Origin of the sequence: Chryseobacterium nakagawai, assembly GCF_900637665.1 — a bacterium.
GTDB classification, from domain to species: domain Bacteria; phylum Bacteroidota; class Bacteroidia; order Flavobacteriales; family Weeksellaceae; genus Chryseobacterium; species Chryseobacterium nakagawai.
On sequence record NZ_LR134386.1, the window covers coordinates 2,520,527 to 2,540,395 of the forward strand.

Annotated in this window: 11 protein-coding genes; 4 read left to right on the top strand and 7 right to left on the bottom strand. The window is 32.3% G+C overall.

What is annotated here, in order from left to right; translation table 11 throughout:
* Window positions 1–52: 52 nt before the first annotated feature.
* Window positions 53–946: an AraC family transcriptional regulator gene (locus EL260_RS11485; RefSeq protein ID WP_123860406.1), complete on the bottom strand. Its 894-nt coding sequence runs from the start codon at window positions 944–946 to the stop codon at window positions 53–55.
* A 171-nt stretch (window positions 947–1,117) separates the two neighbouring features.
* Between EL260_RS11485 and EL260_RS11490 the strand changes: the two genes are divergently transcribed.
* Genes EL260_RS11490 through EL260_RS11500 form a run of 3 tightly spaced genes read left to right on the top strand, consistent with a single transcriptional unit; the run spans window position 1,118 to window position 4,525 of the window.
* Complete coding sequence (locus EL260_RS11490; RefSeq protein WP_123860407.1) at window positions 1,118–2,065, top strand: alpha/beta hydrolase; 948 nt, start codon at window positions 1,118–1,120, stop codon at window positions 2,063–2,065.
* A gap of 4 nt (window positions 2,066–2,069) precedes the next feature.
* A complete protein-coding gene (locus EL260_RS11495) occupies window positions 2,070–3,722 on the top strand; it encodes a flavin-containing monooxygenase (RefSeq protein WP_123860408.1) in 1,653 nt (550 codons plus the stop codon).
* A gap of 47 nt (window positions 3,723–3,769) precedes the next feature.
* The gene (locus tag EL260_RS11500) at window positions 3,770–4,525 is read left to right on the top strand and encodes an SDR family oxidoreductase (protein ID WP_198418066.1); all 756 of its coding nucleotides are present in this window, start codon (window positions 3,770–3,772) and stop codon (window positions 4,523–4,525) included.
* A 137-nt stretch (window positions 4,526–4,662) separates the two neighbouring features.
* On the opposite strand, the gene EL260_RS11505 is transcribed toward EL260_RS11500, so the two are convergent.
* Window positions 4,663–5,490, bottom strand: coding sequence for a helix-turn-helix domain-containing protein (locus EL260_RS11505; RefSeq protein WP_123860410.1), 828 nt, complete (start codon window positions 5,488–5,490; stop codon window positions 4,663–4,665).
* A gap of 200 nt (window positions 5,491–5,690) precedes the next feature.
* Here EL260_RS11505 and EL260_RS11510 point away from each other — a divergent pair, with 200 nt between their 5' ends.
* Window positions 5,691–7,175 carry a DUF11 domain-containing protein gene (locus tag EL260_RS11510; RefSeq protein WP_123860411.1) on the top strand — a complete coding sequence of 495 codons (1,485 nt, stop codon included), beginning with the start codon at window positions 5,691–5,693 and terminating at the stop codon, window positions 7,173–7,175.
* A 655-nt stretch (window positions 7,176–7,830) separates the two neighbouring features.
* On the opposite strand, the gene EL260_RS11515 is transcribed toward EL260_RS11510, so the two are convergent.
* From EL260_RS11515 to EL260_RS11535, 5 genes are all read right to left on the bottom strand, one after another.
* Window positions 7,831–8,370 (bottom strand): hypothetical protein, encoded by a 540-nt coding sequence (locus tag EL260_RS11515; RefSeq protein ID WP_123860412.1) that lies wholly within the window; start codon window positions 8,368–8,370, stop codon window positions 7,831–7,833.
* 19 nt (window positions 8,371–8,389) lie between these two features.
* A complete protein-coding gene (locus EL260_RS11520; RefSeq protein ID WP_123860413.1) occupies window positions 8,390–9,874 on the bottom strand; it encodes a DUF11 domain-containing protein in 1,485 nt (494 codons plus the stop codon).
* 4,040 nt (window positions 9,875–13,914) lie between these two features.
* Window positions 13,915–14,886, bottom strand: coding sequence for a hypothetical protein (locus EL260_RS11525; protein ID WP_123860414.1), 972 nt, complete (start codon window positions 14,884–14,886; stop codon window positions 13,915–13,917).
* A complete protein-coding gene (locus EL260_RS11530) occupies window positions 14,886–16,862 on the bottom strand; it encodes an AAA family ATPase (protein WP_123860415.1) in 1,977 nt (658 codons plus the stop codon). The genes EL260_RS11525 and EL260_RS11530 overlap by 1 nt, the downstream gene beginning before the upstream one ends.
* 140 nt (window positions 16,863–17,002) lie before the next feature.
* Window positions 17,003–19,861 carry a type I restriction endonuclease subunit R gene (locus EL260_RS11535; RefSeq protein ID WP_123860416.1) on the bottom strand — a complete coding sequence of 953 codons (2,859 nt, stop codon included), beginning with the start codon at window positions 19,859–19,861 and terminating at the stop codon, window positions 17,003–17,005.
* Between the last annotated feature and the right edge of the window lie 8 nt (window positions 19,862–19,869).

Consider the following 19,869-nt stretch of genomic DNA (forward strand, 5'->3'; position numbering starts at 1 on the left):
TCTGATTTCTTTATTTCTTAAACCTGAAGCTTCAGACTTTTTCTGTAAATTATTAATTACTACCGTTTTTAAATTTTGATGGACTTATTCCTGTATTTTTTTTAAAGAATCGGCTAAAAACCTCCAAATTATCGTATTCTAGGATAGTGCAGACTTCAGAAATATTAAAAGATCCTGTTCTTAGAAGTATTTTAGCCTCAGTTAAAAGAGCATCATTGATCCATGCTTTTGTTGTTTTACCTGTGCTTTCCTTTAGCAGTTCATTTAGATATTTTGTTGTTATGCTTAAGGAGTTGGCATAAAAAGAAGTATAGTGTTCTCGTTTAAAATGTTTTCGTAAAAGATCCTTAAACTCGTTCAATAATTTTTCTTTTCCTTGTATTGGGGCAATGCTTAGGTTTTTACAATAATTAGAAAGATAAATATGTTCCAGCTCATTAATCAAACTGATGATCTGATTTTTTATTATAATATCCCTGAAAAGATGACCCATATCTTCCATCTTTGACTGTAGTCTTTCAATGTACTCCACAATAAGATCCATTTCCTGATTTGCAATCTTGATTCTGGGAACTCCTTTATAATTAAGTGAGTGGTATTTTTCAAGCTGATAAAGGCTCAAATCAGTTAATAGAAAATCTTTTTCAAAATATATGCTCATTGCTGAGTAATCCTTCGAAATCTCAAGGACTTTCGAAACGGTATTAGGTAAAAGTATAGCAAATGAATTTTTATCGTAATTTAATATTTCACCATTGACCATAATTTTAGCATAGCCAGAGGTGCAAATTCCTATTGCATAATAATCGGATCTACATGGATATGAATTGAATGTCTCATGAATATTTTGGCTATGTATAAAAAAACCTTTTGCTTTCCATCGGTTAACAGAACTGAGAATAAGATCATCAATTTTTAAGGAAGGGATGTTTTTTACATTATTCATAGGTATAGGATGGTAATGGTTGAAGATAGTTGTGTTTTATTATATTAAAAGTAGTGAAAATCTTTCATACACAACATATGTTATAAAAGATCAAAAATTGAGGAGTTAATGTCAAACAAGTAGGTCTTTATTTACATCTATTTGTAATACAATTAATTCTAAATCTTAATTATGACTTTAGACAAAATTTCTCAAAACTTTCTGGCTCAAATGAGAAATCATGGAGCATTACCATTTCATTTGTGTACACCTGAGCAAGCTCGAATTATATATGATTCAGCACCATCCAAAATTGAAGATCAGGCTCAAATAAAAGAAATCAATAAGACAACTATTCCTGTTTCGGGTGGTGAAATTGATCTTTTTGTCATTGAGCCATTAGAAGAACCCGTTTCTGTGATTGTCTTTTACCATGGTGGAGGCTGGGTGATTGGTAAAGCCTCAGGGTATATCTCATATGCTTGCTATCTCGCTAAAATAACAAATAGTATTATAGTTGTTGCAGACTATCGTAAAGCTCCTGAAAATTCCTATCCTATCCCTGCTAATGATGCGTATGAAACCCTTTTATGGGTAGACAATAATATGGGAAAAATAGCCGGAAAGCGCTTACCCTTAATTGTTTGTGGTGAAAGCGCAGGAGGTAACCTCGCGGCTGTAACTGTTCTTAGGGCAAAAGATTCAAATGGACCAGAAATAGCTTGCCAGATTTTAGCTTGCCCTATTACAAATCACAATTTTGAAAATGAGAGCTATAACAGCCATGGAGAGCAGCTTATTATCTCCAAAAAGGATATGATTTGGTTTTGGGATCATTATGTTCCTGATGTGGAAGTACGTAAGAATTCTTATGTATCACCAATGTATGCAAAGAATGTAAGCGGTTTACCCAGAACAGTAATCATTACTGCTGAGCATGATCCGTTATGTCAGGAAGGAGAAGATTATGCAGAAAGGCTCATTAATGCAGGTGTGCCGGTAACTTTTAAAAGATTTGAAGGACAAATGCATGGATTTTTTACCTGGGTTGATTTTTCATCTGTAAGCAGGGAGGCTCAAGCCATTATTTCGGATGTTATATTAAATGAAGTACTAACTGAAAGTAAAAATAAAAGGTAGAATTATGAATATCAAATCAAAGAAAATAGACATATTGGTTGTCGGAGCAGGATTTGCAGGAGTTTATCTTACGTATAAACTTCGTGAAAATGGTTTTTCTGTGCAAACTATTGAAGCAGGGCAGGATGTTGGTGGGACCTGGTATTGGAACAGATATCCGGGTGCACGCTGTGATGTTCCCAGTGTTGAATATAGTTATTCATTTTCCAGAGAGCTGGAAAAGGAGTGGACTTGGTCCGAGAAATATTCCCCACAACCAGAAATTCTAAAATACATACAACACGTAGCAGACAGGTTTGACATCAGAAAGGATATTCTTTTTAATACTCGGGTAGTAAGTGCACACTACAATGAACAGGAAAAAGTATGGATAATTAAAACGGATGACGGAAATTATTTTGAAGCTTCTTATTTTATTTTAGCTACAGGTAATCTATCTGTCCCAAGACTCCCTAATTTTAAAAACCTCAAAGATTTTAATGGAGAATTTTACCACACTGGCGACTGGCCTACGACTCCTGTAAATTTCAAGGGTAAGCGTGTGGCAGTGATTGGGACCGGATCTTCAGGTATCCAGTCAATACCTGTAATTGCTGAGGATGCGAAGCATTTAACGGTATTTATAAAGGATTCCAATTATACTCTTCCTGCAGGGAACCAGCTATTGACACCGGAATTTACCAAAGAGGTTAAAAATAATTATCCTGATTTAAGAAAAAAAGCCCGTCAAATGTGGGGCGGGATTCTGTTTAATTCAAATCCTACTGTTGAATCTGTAAGCGAAGCGCTCAAAGGTGAAGAGAGAAGATCAAAAAGAACATTAGGCTCATATTCCAGTGAAGAGGTAAAACAAATGATGGAGGAAAAGTATCTGGGTACAGGATTGGGCTTTGTTACAAATTTTCCAGATATACAGTATGATTTAGAAACAGACGTTCGACTTCGTGAATATCTGAATAATAGAATTTATACGTTGGTTAAAGACCCGAAAAAGGCATCGGCATTAATACCAAAGTCTGAACACTATGCTGATCGCAGGCCTGTTATTGATACAAATTATTATCAAACATTTAATAAAAAAAATGTAAACATTGTTGATGTTAACGAAGAACCCATCCAAGAGTTCTACGAAAGAGGTATCAGAACAACCCAGCATGATTATGAATATGATATTATTGTTTGTGCTACCGGTTTTGATGCAATGACTGGTGCTATAAACAAGATAGATATTGTGGGTAGGGAAGGGCAGGTACTTAAAGAAAAGTGGAGTGCAGGTCCAAGAACTTATCTTGGTCTGATGAGTAATAGCTTTCCAAATATGTTTATGATTGCAGGCGCCGGTAGTCCATCGGTTTTCTGCAATATGGTCCTGGCCATAGAGCAGCATGTGGAATGGGTAAGTGATTGCATTAGCTATATGAGAGAAAAAGGAAAGGACATAATAGAACCGATTCTAGAACAGGAAGATGAATGGGTAGATCATTGTATTGATGTTGCACAACCACTTTTTGTGTCTAAGGGCGATTCCTGGTATGTTGGGGCTAATGTACCAGGTAAGCCTCGGGTATTTATGGCATACATCGCGGGGATGCCGAATTATATTGCCAAGTGTGAAGAAGTGGTAAACAATAACTATGAGGGATTTATCATCCATTAATATAACTTGAACTTAACAATATTACAATGAATAGATTACAAAATAAAGTGGCCATAATAACCGGTGCTGCAAGTGGAATTGGATTGGCTACAGCAAAATTATTTCATGAGCAGGGGGCGAAAATTATAGCGGCAGATATTCAGGAACAGCACCTGCAAAAAGAATTTGGTGATGCAGCTAATTTCCCGAATATAAAAATAGAGAAACTGGACGTAAGTTCGCTAGAGCAATGGAATGATGTAGTGAAAAGAACGATAGAGAGTTATGGAACTATTGATATTCTGGTAAACAATGCTGCAATTCATTCTGCCGATACGGGGATATTGTCAACGACATTGGACTCTTGGAATCATTTGATGTTGATTAATTCAACAAGTGTCTTCTTGGGAACAAAGGCGGTTCTGCCTTATATGCAAAAATCGGGTGGTGGTTCTATTGTAAACGTTGCATCCGTTGCCGCGCTAGTAGGCGGAATGAACGCAGATGCAGGTGCTGCTGCATATAGTGCATCCAAAGGCTCTGTACGCTCTTTTAGTAAACATACAGCACAGCACTTTGCCAAAGATAAAATTCGATGTAATTCCGTTTATCCTGGCGGTGTCCTGACACCAATGATGATAAAAGGACTTGAAGCGGGTGGATTTTCAAATGAACAACTCTCTGGGACAGGGCCAATTCCATTGCCTCCACATGTTGCGCAACCGCATGACATAGCTTATGGAATTCTATATTTAGCTTCGGATGAAGCTAAATATGTTACAGGAACTGAATTGGTGATTGATGGAGGTTTTGTATCTCAATAAGGAATTTAAGGTTAAAACTAATTGTATATTAATATAGTTTTAGTTTGTAATTGTAAAAAAGGATATTGATTAAAAAATCAATATCCTTTTTATATTTTTAATTGATGCCTGGAGATGACAACTATAAAGCTTTACGATCAATGTGATTCTCGGTAAGAGGAAGGTGAAAAGCCGGTATTTTTCTTAAAATAAGTAGAAAAAGAGATTAAGGATTCAAATCCAAGTTCATAAGATATTTCTTTTATAGAATTATCTGAGAATTTAAGTTTTTGTTTAGCTTCCTGGATGACTTTTTGTTTAATGATATCTGAGGCAGTAATGTTTAGATGCTTTTTACATAAAATATTGAGATAATTAGAGGTAACACATAGCTGTTCTGCATATGCAGAAGTCTTTTTCTCTGTAATAAACTGTTGGTTGACCAATTCCCAGTATTTTTCTATAGTTTGATTTTTGGAAATCAATAGGTTTTCTTTGATATATGTTTCAGCTTCTCGTTTCATAATGGAAGCCAAAATATCCATTCTTAATAAGAGGATATTATTCCATGCTCCATTCTCAGAATGTATGACAATATCATTTTCAATGGATTGAATTTCCTTGTTTACTGTATGATAAATCGAATCAGAAAGTTTAAAAACCGGATGAAGATTATGTCTGATGAAGTGAAATTCATCTGTACTTGAAAACGACGAAAAGACTTTCTGTCCAATGACTATTTTTTGAGCTATTGTCTCGGCTCCAGTTTCCCAATGGTGATGCTGACCTGGAAAAAGAAAATGTAATTGCTGTTTACCAATAGGATAAGATTTATCATCAATGAAGTGAGTACCACTGCCTTCGGAGAATAGCACCAATAAAAAATAAGTGCATTTTGTAGTTTTATTATAATTTTCTATACCTTCAATTCTTTTGTATGCAATCTCATTATCAGCAAGTTTAGTAGGTACCTGTTTAATTTCCATGTTATGACCTGTTTGAGTTCTTATAAGTACTTTAATTCATATTTTATGCCATTCTCTTTTTAAGTAAGTTATTGTTTTTTAGGCGTTTTATCCGGTTATAATACGATGTAAAATATTATGCTATGAGCAATAACTGGAATAATTTAGTGTGTTTAATATTTTTTTAATGTTAATATTTTTGAAATCTTAAATACACTAACATGAAAATCTATACTTTTTTTTTACTCAGGGTAGGGCTACTTACCCTTTCTTGCCCTATGCTCTGGGCTCAATCATCTCCCAACTTAGAATTTGCAACCCAGCAAGGAGTTCAGAATCCACAAGGAAATGGACCTGCCTATAATGCCAGTATTAATTTGGTTAAAAATACTAATAACCCTAATGGAAATACTTATGTGGCTTATCAACCTAATCTAAAAGTAAATTTTTCAATCGTTGGTCAAAATTATAGTTCCGCAGTGATAATGGGATATAATATTAATGATACCAGTATCCCTATTTATCCCAAAATGAATTATATTGGGACACCCTCAAACAATGACTTCACCTCATCAGGTGCTCCTATCGGAAAAGGGATATCGATTTCTAATAATAATGGATTATCCCTTTTTTATAATACGGCTGTACTTGGTAATAAATATACAGGTGGAACCTATCCAATGGCCGATCTTTTGATTAACTTTAACCGTCCTGTTGATGATCCAATTTTACACATTGGCGCTATGGGAGCGTTTAAAGATCAATTGGGCCTTGCTGGAGGCTTTGATTTAATTGATTCAAATGTGCCGGTTACCTTTTCCCGGGTTTCTGGGAATAACTCTAATTTTTCCGTGACCACAACAAGCATAAGAAACTCGTCTATGCACCCTAATGACATAGGAACTGAATCTGCCTCCGGATCTGTGCGTGTTAATGGTAAAGGTATAACAGCAATGAGACTTAGAATGTCAGTCCGTGGTGATGGTGGACAATCAACTTGGGGATTGGGCTCAGGAGATTTAATAACATTTGGAATTTCTGTACTTGAAAGCGATTTGGCTATCAGCACTTTTATTGATAATAATACTCCCTATTTCGACGATATTGTTACGTTTACTGTAAAAGCGAAAAATTTAGGAGCATCTGACAATACTGATGTTCAGGTTGCTACTACAATCCCAGACGGATATGAAATTCTTACGGCATCTACAGTTACAGGTGCTTTTGATGTAAATACAGGAATCTGGAATATTGGATCGTTGAATGATAATAGTGAGGTATATTTAACGATTAAGGCAAAGGTTAAAAGTTCAGGTTCATACACTTTAGCTGCCTCAATTTCTGGAGATCTTCGCGATCCCAATTTGGATAATAATCAATCTTCGATTACTCCTTTGATTGCAGGAAGAGCTGTTTGTTATAAGGATCCGAACAGGAGTGAGGTAGGCACTGACTCTCGATTTGGGATTACCACTTTACAACGTGCTGGAATCAATAATGGAAATTGGCCCATGGTAAGAAAATCAGCATATCTAGTATTAGAGTCCAATAATAAAGGATTTGTGATTACCAGGATGACATCTGATCAGATCAGCAGTATAGTGATACCAGTAGAAGGAATGATGGTTTACGATACCACCGAAAAATGTCTGAAATTATATTCAGATAATAGCTGGAACTGCTTTACCACAGCCACATGTCCTTAGAAATAAAATAATTTTTGATACTATTGATTTTTTTTTTAACCTGTGCAATACTATTTGCATGGGTTATTTTATATTAATGAAGTGAGTCCGCTAATCATTTAAATACCAATTATTAGCTTTTAATCCATGCTCTTTTTATTTACATTATTTTTAATTCATTGATATTCTTTGTTTTAAATATGTAATTTAGGCTTTTCAATATTTACCTAAGAAAAAGATGATTTGTGGATTAAACAATTAGATTATTGATTACCATTATAATCTAATTGGTTTTTAATGAGGACGATTGTTTTAAATATCGTGCAATAAATAATAGTAAACTCAATCTTTCAAATTTTTCGATTACTTCTGTTTTTCATTTTATATTCATAATTATTTAATGGTAATAAAAGAATTGAAGAATTATTTCGTTACATAAAGAGCACATATGAAAATAATAGTTTATTGATGCCCATTGATTAAATATCATTTGTATCTTGGAATTTTAAGGTGTCTATTGAGGTAATAATGTGTTTAATTTAAACATGAAATGGAAGCCTGTTTTAAACAGACTTCCACCAATCCATCTCCACCTTTCATCGTAGTATGTTTGAGGTGAAGACTTTCTGTAAAATATATAATAACCTTTGTGTTTATTATTATAAGACCGTATTTATTAAGGCATCCAATACGACCACTTATTCCCGTTAAAAACGGCAAGTCTCTTACTCCCGGTTTTATTAATATATACAATCATTCCGGGCGAGGGATCCGGAATGTTGTCCGTACTATCAACAGTAGGTAATACCATCGCTTTTGTTGAAGACTCCAAGATTAGAACACCTTCTGCAGATGATACATTTGATCCAATGATAGCCTTCGTGTTGTTCTGTTCAAAAACCTGAGCAGAGGTAGGCTGAATTGTCATCTCAGAAGCAACATTAGCGTCCTGGCCACTTAAATCAGTCCAGGATCCATTATAATATTTGACACGTGCTTGAGATTCGTTGCTGACATCCAGTAAAAGAGTACCCTCTGCTGGAGAAGCAGGAAGAGTTCTTGTATATGGAATAATAATTCCTTTGTTCTGCCCTTCAAATTCCAGTAATACTGAAGCTTTGTTTGGTGCTATTCCATTTGTTCCACCAATAATAACCTGCCCGTTAAGAGCACTGATCGCTATTACTGCTAAAATTGAAAATAGATATTTCTTCATTATGATTATTTTTTTTTAATTATGGACATGTCGGTGTGGTAAAGCAGTTCCAGCTATTATCTGAATATAATTTCAGGCATTTTTGGGTGGTATCGTAAACCATCATTCCTTCTACTGGTACCATTATACTGCTGACCTGATCGGATGTCATCCTGGTAATTACAAACCCCTTATCGTTGGATTCTAATACTAAATGTGCTGATTTTCTTGCCATTGGCCAATTATCACTGTTAGCACCTGCCCTTTTTAGTAATGTTATTCCGAATTTTGAGTCTGCGCCAATACTGGACCGATTGGGATCATTATAACAGGCACATGGCTTTGGATTAACAGCTGGGGTTACTGATGAACTGTTATTTCCCGATATATGGTCAGATAAATTTCCTGAAATAGTGGCTATATTGGTATAATCTCCTGTACAATTTACTTTTGCAGTAACCGTAAGACTAGCTGTTATTCCGGCATTCATATTTCCTATCGTCCAATTTCCTGTTGAGCTGTTATATACTCCGGAATTGGTTGATGAGCCTATAAAAGTGTAGCCGTTAGGAAGTAAATCCGAAACTACCACATTCGTATTATGGGAAGGTCCATTATTAATGGCATTGATAGTAAAAGCAACAATCGATTGTCGTTCAGGGTTAGGATTATTAATGGACTTTGTAACCGCCAGGTCACTCTCTAATGTCGAAATCCCCATTGTCACCACATCTCCACTCTGCGTAGTCCAGGAAGTATCGTTCCCATCTCCTCTAGCTGTCATTCTCAATACAATGGTTGTAATTCCTTTTCCTGTAACGAGGACAGATCCTGATGCCGAATTATTTCCGGTGGAGGTGGGATTAGCAGCTGTATTCTTAATGGAAGTGGAAGTAACTGTAAAACTATTTGAATTTCCGGATAATCTGGAAAAACTAATAGGTACATTGGATGAAACATAATCAAAACCTCCTGTTAAGCCCAAATTATTTTGAAATCCTCCCATACCTCCAATATGAAGGATTGGATCGTCCACTGGTCTGCTGAATGTAATGGTTAAATCTGCCATTTGATAAGTCGCGTTAGTTGGTCTTCCGTTCAATGCTGCGGTGTTGAAGAATAGCCCCACACCTCTGTTGCTAGCTGTATTGATTCCAGTACCTGTTGACGCACCTGAAGCCGTAAAATTATTGTTAGCTGGTGATCCTGCTGAATTCATTAGGGGAAAGATAGGAGCAGATACATTTAGATTCGCATATCCAATTCTCCCCGCATTATTATACATTTGATTGGAAATTGCAAAAGTTACACTCAATGTAGGAGTATAGGTTTGAAAAGTATTCCCAGAGGGGTTGTTGGGATTCTGTACAAAATTGATTATTGTATTGGTCACAGGGCCATTACCTGTGGGATTAGATGTTCCTTGGGCGGATGCAAATTCTAAATTTGGAGAATTTTGCGCTGCCGTTTCTATGCCCCTCAATAGAATCAAAACGAGAATTAAATTCCCAGCGAGCTTATTCATTTTAGTGTTTAAAAAATTTCAAATGCAAAATTATATGCTTTACATATTATTGAAGTTTTTTAAATCATTCGCTTACTTATTTGCTTTATTATAATAACACGAAATAAAAACAAAATATTTATTGATGAATACTTCCAACTTTTCAAACTGAGTATAAATGAAGTAGATTGTAATGGTAGCCTTATCTGTTTTTCTGACAAATTAAAAATGTTAAAAATGTTGATCCAAGCTTTCAATCTCGAAGTGGTTTTGTAAACGTATGGTATGTTGACAGTAGCTTCTACTTAAATAAAGATAAAAGTACATTCCTATCTTTTAGTTATTTTACATCGCTCCCTTATCATACTGTAAACAATGAAAATAGAACTGTAACTAATATTAATTCTAATACCAATCTTGTAAATGATATGCTCAGGTTAAAATCATTAACTGTTATCATCGGTTAGATTCCAATTGTTATCTCGAAGTCCATGAGTGATATGGTGCATAATACTCATGATAGATATTAAGTAGTGACTTTGAAAAATAATTGATTTTTTAGCATAGGGACTCCATAATTCTAGAGTGGGGTAAAGTTACAAAGATGATGACCTTGAGTACTTTTCATATTATTCCTATTGGTTATTTCACATATATAAGTTGTTAGCTAGAAATAATAGAATTGTTTTTGCTTTACATATCGCTTCCAAATCTTTATGAAATAAATGAGGGCTACCGACATCCCTTCAACCGTAATCCATCATTATTTGGATGCATATATTTTTGAAAGAGATTTCCGAGCAACAGGAACTCCGGCAAAGGCTTTTGTTTATGGCGAAGTGTCTGAGTTAGTTTATGAAGTATAATATTCTTCAATATTTAAATACAAAGGTGGGCAAACTCTAAGTTCCCATCTTTTGTTTTTGTAATTGTTTCAATCTTTAGCCTCAAGAAAAAATTCTTTATCGATTTATAATTTGCATAAGTTATGGCACAAATGAGATTATAAAGTTTTTATGGTTTGCATATAAATTTGCACCAGCATTAGTAGGTTTGGTAATTGTAAACGATTAAGCTGCCATAATAAACTAATGTTTGAATGTGAAAGACAAATCTAATATATGGCAATCATAGACTAACTTTAATTATTTAATACAGTGAGCTATTTCTTTCGAGATAGCTCTTGTTATTTTATTCTTTTTTTTAAAATCTTTCTTAAAATAGTGGCTTATTTAAAAAATATAGGTTAATTAATTGTATGGTGTTTTTTCGTTTGGGAAGTATTTATCCTGAAATCTCTATGAATTTTTTTTACATTTTCCATAAGTTATTGGTTACACATTAGTTTTTATTGTGTCAGGTTATGCCGCTATATAACCGGAATATTGCTGAAATCAAGCTAATGATTTCAAAACTACTATTAACCCGGATTCTAATTTTTAGGATCAGTGGCCAAAAACACATTATATTATAATGAGAATATTTAATGCTGTGATAATTTCCTTTTTCAGGAATTGTTGGATTTATTGTTTGCTTTCATTACCTCAAAGATGACTTTATATTTACCTTTGAAATAGATTTACAATAAGTTAATGTAGTTTGTTAACTTACTGATAATCAGTATTATTTAAATGATAAATATGAGAAGACATCAAAGAAGAGTCCCTTAAGACGGGGTGTTGATTCCTATCGCTTGACATTAAAAGACTAACAAAAAATAAATCAGAAAATATGAAAAAGCTTTAGTTAGCTGTATTTCTTGTATGTTCTGGCTTATGTATCTCATTTGCTCAGGGTACAGCGGTCTACTACCAATATGATGAGGCTTACAGCCAAAGATATCGTGGACTTCAAAACAATACTATGCAGGCAAACGAAACTGTAGATTAGCACCTCAATCAATTTTTTCATTCCAATCACCAATATAGGGATTGGGTTAGGCGAACGTTATTTTTATGAAGCTGGGAGTTCTTAATAAAATTATTTACCCTACTGGCGGTTCTACGACTTATGAATATGAACCTAATTATTTTTGGCAAAAGAATAGGAATTATCATTGAGTGTTTTTAGCGGAGGGGGCAGGAGCTTACGCACTTAAAGGCAATTCTGGATGTACAGATGAGGCCAGGCTTATTTTCCTTACCTCATACAAAACAAGAATATAACACATTGCACAGCAGGTGTTTGGTGTTATAAACTTTGATATTATGCTATCTGGTCATCATAATTTAGGTCAGCCATTAACAGCAACGATTGATGTCGACGGAGAAGTCAAAACAGTTGATACAATATTTGAAAAACTTTTTATTAAAAAATAACAGTCTTAATGAAGTTGTCTATAGGTAGCTCAAACTTATAAAATGTATGATTCGTAAAAATAGTGTTTTAAAAAGAAGTATTTGTTGCGAAGATCAATCTATTGATTGAAATATTCGAATACTAATGAAATAAATAACTTATAGAATGATACCAATAGTTCCTATCTATTCCATACTTTCTACTTTTGAAAAGTAAGCCATCTGCACTGTCATTAGTTAAAACTAGGGCAGTCTTTTTCATTTTTTTTTTAATATATAGATAATTCCAATTTCATTCTAATTTCAATTCTTTTTGGATTATCTTATATGAAAATCTTTAAGACTTACATTGGTTTATGTTTTTACCATTGAAATTTTAAAATTTCATGGACTTAGTTTTTAATAGGTTTTTCAGTCTTAAACTGAAAAACCTATTTTTTAGATAATTATTTGCGAAAGGATTACCCTTTTTTAATAAAAGACACAGCTATATATACTACCTTAAAATAAAGGACCTTTTTGTTATTTCAAAAGGAAATACTGATGAAATAAATAACTTATAGAATGATACCAATAGTTTCTATCTCCCCAATACTTTATACTTTTGAAATGTAAGTAAACGACACTGTCATTAGCTATAACTAGAGCAGTCTTTTTCATGATTTTTCCGACAGATAGGTATCCCCCTAATACCATTTAAATCTTTTATCTCGTTGGATTAGTTGTACGGAAATCTCTATGAATAATTTTGGTCTTGTTTATTCCAATTGAATTTTAAGAGTTTTTCAGTAAATAGTTTTTTTTTCATAAGCCAGGGTTTTTCAGTTTCAGAACTGAAAAACCTTTTTATTTTAGATAAGCATTTCTATCTACAATAAGGAGATTATAAGCTTAAGAGGAGCTATGGAAAGATTGAGTGAAAATAGAAGTCTTGCATTTGGTATACTGGAAAATAAATTGGATATGTTGACTGATCTAAGTTATGTATATGATTCATCGGAGACGCTTCAAAAAAGTGTGGTGTTCGATAACAATCTTTATTATGAAAATCGAATCTTTCGAATACCTACCATGATGAAAATATTGTTGCATAATTATTTAAAAATGAAGGATAAAGGACTGCTTATATACAAAAAAAAGAGGGTCTTTTATTAAAAGACCCTCTCAGCGGAGAGTGAGGGTTTTTGTAACTTCTTCTCGTCCTTTTATTGATAAGCATTTCGCTGTAGCATCTTGTGAAAGGCCTTAAATAGGGCATTTGCAAAAAGCGGTAAAATCCAATATAAAAATTTTACGTAGTAAAAGTAGAATTTTTCGTTCGGATTTGCAAGTAAAGATTGCTAAATTTTGAACACTTTTTTTCAAATTCATATTTGGAATTTAATACTCTACTTTCTAAATATTTTTATTATTCGAAGGATAAAGTAAATTTTTATTTATATCATTATCAAAAAAGGGTATCAGGTATACCAAGGTTCAAACTAGTTGATAATCCTCAAATTTGCATTAAAAACTACAGTGAATTCATCATTCATTTTCACAAATATCAAAGAAATTGCAATTATGGTTCCAGAATACTTTTGAGTCTAGCTTATAAACTTCAAAGTATACTGTATAATAGATTATTTTAATTTAACCCAAGTATATTTTTCCAAAGAAGTTCATCTAAAAAGCAATATGTACATTTTTTAAGCAACGATTAAAATATTGATCATATAATAATAGTAATAGATTGTTAATATGTGATTTTCTTAATCAAAACAATCATAATAATTTAAGTTGTTTTGCTATGTCTTGCGTAAATTTGGCCATAGGTCTTTTATGGATATCAGCCTCATTAATATAGTTACCTATAAGCAGTTGTTCTAACATTGGACTCTTATCCTTGTAAAGTTTTTTTAAGGCATTTTTTAAAGAATTAGTATAAGATTGATTATATATAATCGATTTTAAAACTAATTCTTCTGCAATATCCTTTTGTGTTTCGTAGATACCTTCAATTGCAAATAACGAATTGAAATTACTACCTAGTGGCTCTTTAAACTTCAGTTTTAACTCAGAGTTAATACCATTAACTCTATATTTTAATAATGACTTTTTATCTAGTTCAAATTTAAATTTAGAACTTTTATATTCATTAAAATCATCTGAGTATAAATTAAAATTTGTAGTATTAGTGCTTTTACTATTATTACAAGGACCACAAACAGGATATAAATTATAAAATGAAATACTAAAACATGGATAATCTGATTTAGAATAATAATGATCAACTTGAAATTTTGCACACTTTTTACCATTTACAGTTCTAACAGTTAAAGCATATTGAGAACTACAATAGACACAGGTTTTTATACCAATTTTTTCAAAATATTCGGAATAAAAATTATCTCTTAAATCTTTATATCCCAATCTTCTATTCAGTTCATTACGAAATTCTTTATAAGTAGTAGTTTTCATTAATTTAACACTTATAATACTATCAAAAACAATCTTGAAATTTTGAATTTCAAAAGTGTTAGCTAAGACAATTTTTTCAAAATTTCCATACAACTCTTGTAAATAGGCTAACTGATTACCTATTAACACTATAGATGTTGGTTTTCTATTAACTATTTTAGTTGGATTATTAATAAAGTGCAATAATTCTGCCTTTCTGCTGGAAATTAGAGCATCAATATTTAGTTTATCTTTAATATGGATATCAATTAATATCTTGGAATTTATTGAAATCATTATTTACCAATTTTTTTTATTTTAATCTTCTTTAATCGTTCAATTTCCATATCAATTTCATCAATCTCTATTTGCTCATTATTATAGTATTTATTAAAAAACATTTCTCTCAACTCTATACGAATTAACGGCTCACCAATTAATTCTATAAATTCTTTAGCGTTTTCTTCACTCCACTCATTGTTAATGTTTTTATTTTCATTAATATAATCAATTAAAGAATTTATTTTGGTTTTTACAAATTCTCCCATAAACCCATTTCTTAAAAAGAATTCATTAGCTAAAATATCATTGATATTAGCACCAAACGTCTCCTCTTTATTATTAAATGGTTGTGGAGAGCCATTTTTAAGTTTTAATACATTAGCATTTGATATATCAGATAAAATAAAAGGTGAATGCGTCAGAAAAGTAATATTAATTCCTTTAATATTTTTAATACTATTATGAGGAATTTTACGGATAGAACCTAGCAAATCTTTTACATAATTGCGTTGCCAATCAGGATGATAATATAGTTCAATTTCATCTAAAATAATATTTATATATGGATAACTATCATATTTATCTTTATCATCTTCATCCTTTACTGAATTTAAATTAATAATGTGGTATATAATTGAACTATTGCTATGTATTCTTTGTTTTTCACCTGAACTTAATGATGAAAATAAAGACCCGTCCGAAAGAATGATTTCAGTCTCGAAAAAACTTGGAGGTACCATGGTAAATGTGTTAATAAAATAATCACTCTCTTTTTCTCTTATCTTTGTAATCTTTTTAGATAAATCTTCAATATCAATAATCAAATCTTGTTTGCTTAGACTATACTTATTCCCAAATATTAGTTCATAATATTTAAGATACAAAATAGCTCCTTTCACTTTAAATACAATGTGACTATTTCCATATTTAATTCTTTTAATATATGAATCAATATATTTAAGACTATCACCATCCTTATACTTATAATAAGGTCGATATTTTGAACTCATTTTTAGTAATTTTTCAATAATGTAATTAATACATATATTAGTAAAAAAATTTCCGTCTAAATGTTCCTGTTTTATTTTAAATCTAAAGTTGTCTTCAATAGCCTTAATTACTTGATTCTTAATCTTAAAACTTTTAGTTTCATACAAATAATCTTTGGAACTATATTTAACTTTAATAGAAGTAACAATTTTGTTATTTCCTATATTTCTTAAACTCTCTTCTATATTTTGGTCTTCAATTTCCTCAAGTAAATTACCCAGTAACCTTCTTTTTAAAAGCTTATTTTCATCATTAATATCAATTATTCCTCCTGTTCTCATTGGATTCAATACTATTGGAGTTTGATAACCGTCATTTTTATGAAAAAGAGGAATTATCCAATCTCCTATTTCGTTAGAATTAAGAGCGTAGTGACTATAATTAATTACTATACTATAGAAATAATCCCGAAGATCCTCGGTCGTTCTTACTTGTAAATCATCTTTTTTTGAGATATAAGTATTTTCCTTTAAAAATAATTTATTCTTAAAAACTCTTCCATCCTTAAACTCAATTCTAATTAAATTTTCATCATCAATAGAATATAAAATTTCTAAATCTATAAACTTGTAAGGATCCAATAAATTATTTGTTTTCCCATTTCTGAGTAATTTTGCAACACAACCAATATTATAATTTGCCCAAAATAATAATTCTACAAGGGAACTTTTACCAGAACCATTATTGCCTACAATAGCATTGATATTTACAGAAATTTTTTTGTTTCTCGATATAAAACTATAAAGTTCTAAAACCGATTTACTAGCAATAACTACTTCATCAAAATTATCATTTGGAAAAGAGTAATCAGAAGTGAATGCATATATTTTATTTTCTTCGAGATTCTTGAAAAAGTCTAATTTAGCTCCTGTACTTTGAATTTCATAAATCCTTTTAGGTTTTGAGCCTGTCTTAATTGCAATGATTTTAAATCCAGTCATTTATATTGTATTATGTATAGTTAATTATTTAATTTGAAATATTAAATTATAATTAACAGCTTAAATTAATGTTTGGAAAATTGCCTTCAAAAAAATGCAATATACAACAAACTTATAACCTCGAAAATGTTATTAAAAATTTAGCTAGCTACCCCATCAATAAAAACCTCCACAAAATCCTGAACTTTTTGGATAATTCTTTTTCCAATATTATTTCGTTCCGTCAGTTTTGGTTTTATTTCTAAGAGTTTTAAGGCATCACTCATTTTGGGTATTTTGGAAGTGAAAAGAAAGCTATCAATCGTTTCTTGAAATTTTTCTTTATTAAGAGATTCTTCTTCGGCAATTTTTTCGAAGGCATCAGTTCTTTCTTTGTTCCAGAAATTATCAAATTCATCACTTACAGCATCGCCGTCCGGAATATGTGGCAAGTTCTCGTCTATGAATTTTTCAATTAATTCTTTTTTGCTTCTTAATTGGGCGTCGCCGGATAGGATTTCACGAATTTCTTTTATTTTCGCTTCTCGTTTAATTCCTTTTATATCTGCAATATTTGCTAATAGTGAAAGTATATAGCTCACATTGATTTCATCACGGTGGATGAGCTCTAATTCAAAATCAACATCATCTAAAATGCTGACTTTTCCGTCTCCTGAAATTTTGGGATGTGTTGCAGTCCAAATATCAAGATACTTACTTTTATAACCATCGAATTCAAATTCTGTCATCTCTAATGACTCAAAACTAAAATCTGTAAATGACTTTAAGACATTCAGAATACGCATCAATTCACGGAAGGCTGTAACAAATTCAAATTTTTCCTGTTCGGTTTGATAAGAATCAACACTTTGAATTTCGGGCGCAACCAATTTTAATTTTTCTAGAGAATTCTTGAAAAGTTCAATATAATCTTCAATGGGTTGGATGATTATTTCCTGTATAGCTTCTTTATTAGAAAATAAAGTCACTGCATCATCTGTCGCAGATTTTAAATTGCGGAAACAAACAATATTTCCCTGCGATTTTTTCTCTCCGATAATTCTGTTGGTTCTGGAAAATGCCTGAATCAACCCATGGTATTTCAGGTTTTTATCAACAAATAAGGTATTGAGTTGTGGACTATCAAATCCAGTCAAAAACATATTGACCACAATAATCAAGTCAACTTCTTTGTTTCTGACTCTTTTCGCAATGTCATTGTAATAATTATAAAAAGTCTGGCTGTCTTTGGTAGAAAAATTAGTTCCGAACATTTCGTTGTAATGACCAATATATCTGTCCAAAATATTTCGGCTATGTGAATCACCATATTTTGCAGGTGGCTCCGCAACCATCGACAAAATATCTTCTTCCTGATAATTTCCGTCTGCATCACTATTCTCTTCATTAGTTCCATAACTGAAGATGGTTGCAATTTTCAGATTGTGTTTTCCCTCTTCTTTTTTCTTTTGAAAGAGGTCATAATATTTCTGCAAAACATCTATGCTACTGACACAGAACATTGCATTGAATGTTTTCTGATGGGTTTTTCTATCGTGTTCGGTTATAATGTAATCAGTGATTTTCTCCAGACGCTTTGGACTTGCTAGTAATTCTTGAGTATCAATAGCTTCAACTTCCATATCTATGTAAGTATTACTACCTTCCTTTTCTTTGTATCTGCCAACATATTCTACAGAGAATTTCAAAACATTTTCATCTCTGATAGCATCCGTAATCACGTATTTATGCAGACATTCTTTGAAAAGCATATTGGTCGTTGCAGCAATTCCATCTATTTTACCAACTGAATTAACTTCCGAAATTGGCGTTCCGGTAAAGCCAATCATTTGCGCTTTTTGGAAATATTTCTTAATATTTTGATGCGTTTCTCCGAACTGACTTCTATGGCATTCATCAAAAATGAATACGACTTTTTTGTCTTTTAAACGGTCTATTTTTCTACCGTGCTTTTCTTTGGTAATGGCGGTATTCAGCTTTTGTAAAGTTGTTACAATGAGTTTTGTATTGTCAGAAAGTTGCTTTACAAGATGTGCCGTATTTTCTGTAGCATCTACGCTGTCTTTTTCAAAAGCATCAAATTCTTTTTGCGTTTGATAATCCAAATCTTTCCTATCCACTACAAAAACAACCTTTTCAACTTTAGGAATTTCTTTGAGAATCTGACTTGCCTTGAAAGAAGTCAATGTTTTCCCCGAACCCGTTGTATGCCAAATAAATCCATTGTTATCGGTATTTCTAACCCTTTCAACAATTTTTTCTACCGCATAATATTGGTACGGTCGAAGAACCATTAAAATTTTATACGTTTGATTCAGCACGATATATTTCGTAATCATCTTGGCAATGTGACAAGGCTCCAAAAATGCCTGTGCAAAATCTTCTAGTTGTGTAATATTATTATTGTGCTCGTCTGACCAGAAGAAGGTCTGTTTGAAACTCTGTTTTGCGTTATTGGAATAATACTTTGTATTGACGCCATTACTGATAACAAACAACTGAACGTAATTGAATAAACCTTTTCCAGCATTAAATGACTGATGATGATAACGGTTGATTTGATTAAAAGCCTCTTTCATTTCCAAACCACGGCGTTTTAATTCTATCTGAACCAACGGCAAACCATTGACTAAAATCGTGACATCATAGCGGTTTTTATAATCGCCTTCCTGAGCAATTTGGTTGGTCACTTGAAATTGATTCTGACACCAGTTTTCCTGATTGATGAATTCTATCCATTCCGATGTTCCGTCATCTTTGGTAAACTGAAATCTATCGCGCAAAACTTTTGCTTTCTCAAAAACATTTCCTTTGGCAAGATGATTTAGAATCTTCTCAAATTCTTTATTGGAAAATTGTTTTTTATTATGAATTTCGAGCTGGGTTTTTAGGTTGATAATCAAATCTGCTTCATTGCAAATCTTGACTGTTTTATGACCTAACTGTTGTAATTGTTCTATTAATTTCTGTTCAAGAATATATTCGGGCTGGCTGGACATTTCTAGCT

Bases quoted from the DNA above. Each gene is read 5' to 3' on its own strand.
- EL260_RS11485 (WP_123860406.1), bottom strand. From the start codon at position 946: ATGAATAATGTAAAAAACATCCCTTCCTTAAAAATTGATGATCTTATT.
- EL260_RS11490 (WP_123860407.1), top strand. From the start codon at position 1,118: ATGACTTTAGACAAAATTTCTCAAAACTTTCTGGCTCAAATGAGAAAT.
- EL260_RS11495 (WP_123860408.1), top strand. From the start codon at position 2,070: ATGAATATCAAATCAAAGAAAATAGACATATTGGTTGTCGGAGCAGGA.
- EL260_RS11505 (WP_123860410.1), bottom strand. From the start codon at position 5,490: ATGGAAATTAAACAGGTACCTACTAAACTTGCTGATAATGAGATTGCA.
- EL260_RS11510 (WP_123860411.1), top strand. From the start codon at position 5,691: ATGAAAATCTATACTTTTTTTTTACTCAGGGTAGGGCTACTTACCCTT.
- EL260_RS11515 (WP_123860412.1), bottom strand. From the start codon at position 8,370: ATGAAGAAATATCTATTTTCAATTTTAGCAGTAATAGCGATCAGTGCT.
- EL260_RS11520 (WP_123860413.1), bottom strand. From the start codon at position 9,874: ATGAATAAGCTCGCTGGGAATTTAATTCTCGTTTTGATTCTATTGAGG.
- EL260_RS11525 (WP_123860414.1), bottom strand. From the start codon at position 14,886: ATGATTTCAATAAATTCCAAGATATTAATTGATATCCATATTAAAGAT.
- EL260_RS11530 (WP_123860415.1), bottom strand. From the start codon at position 16,862: ATGACTGGATTTAAAATCATTGCAATTAAGACAGGCTCAAAACCTAAA.
- EL260_RS11535 (WP_123860416.1), bottom strand. From the start codon at position 19,861: ATGTCCAGCCAGCCCGAATATATTCTTGAACAGAAATTAATAGAACAA.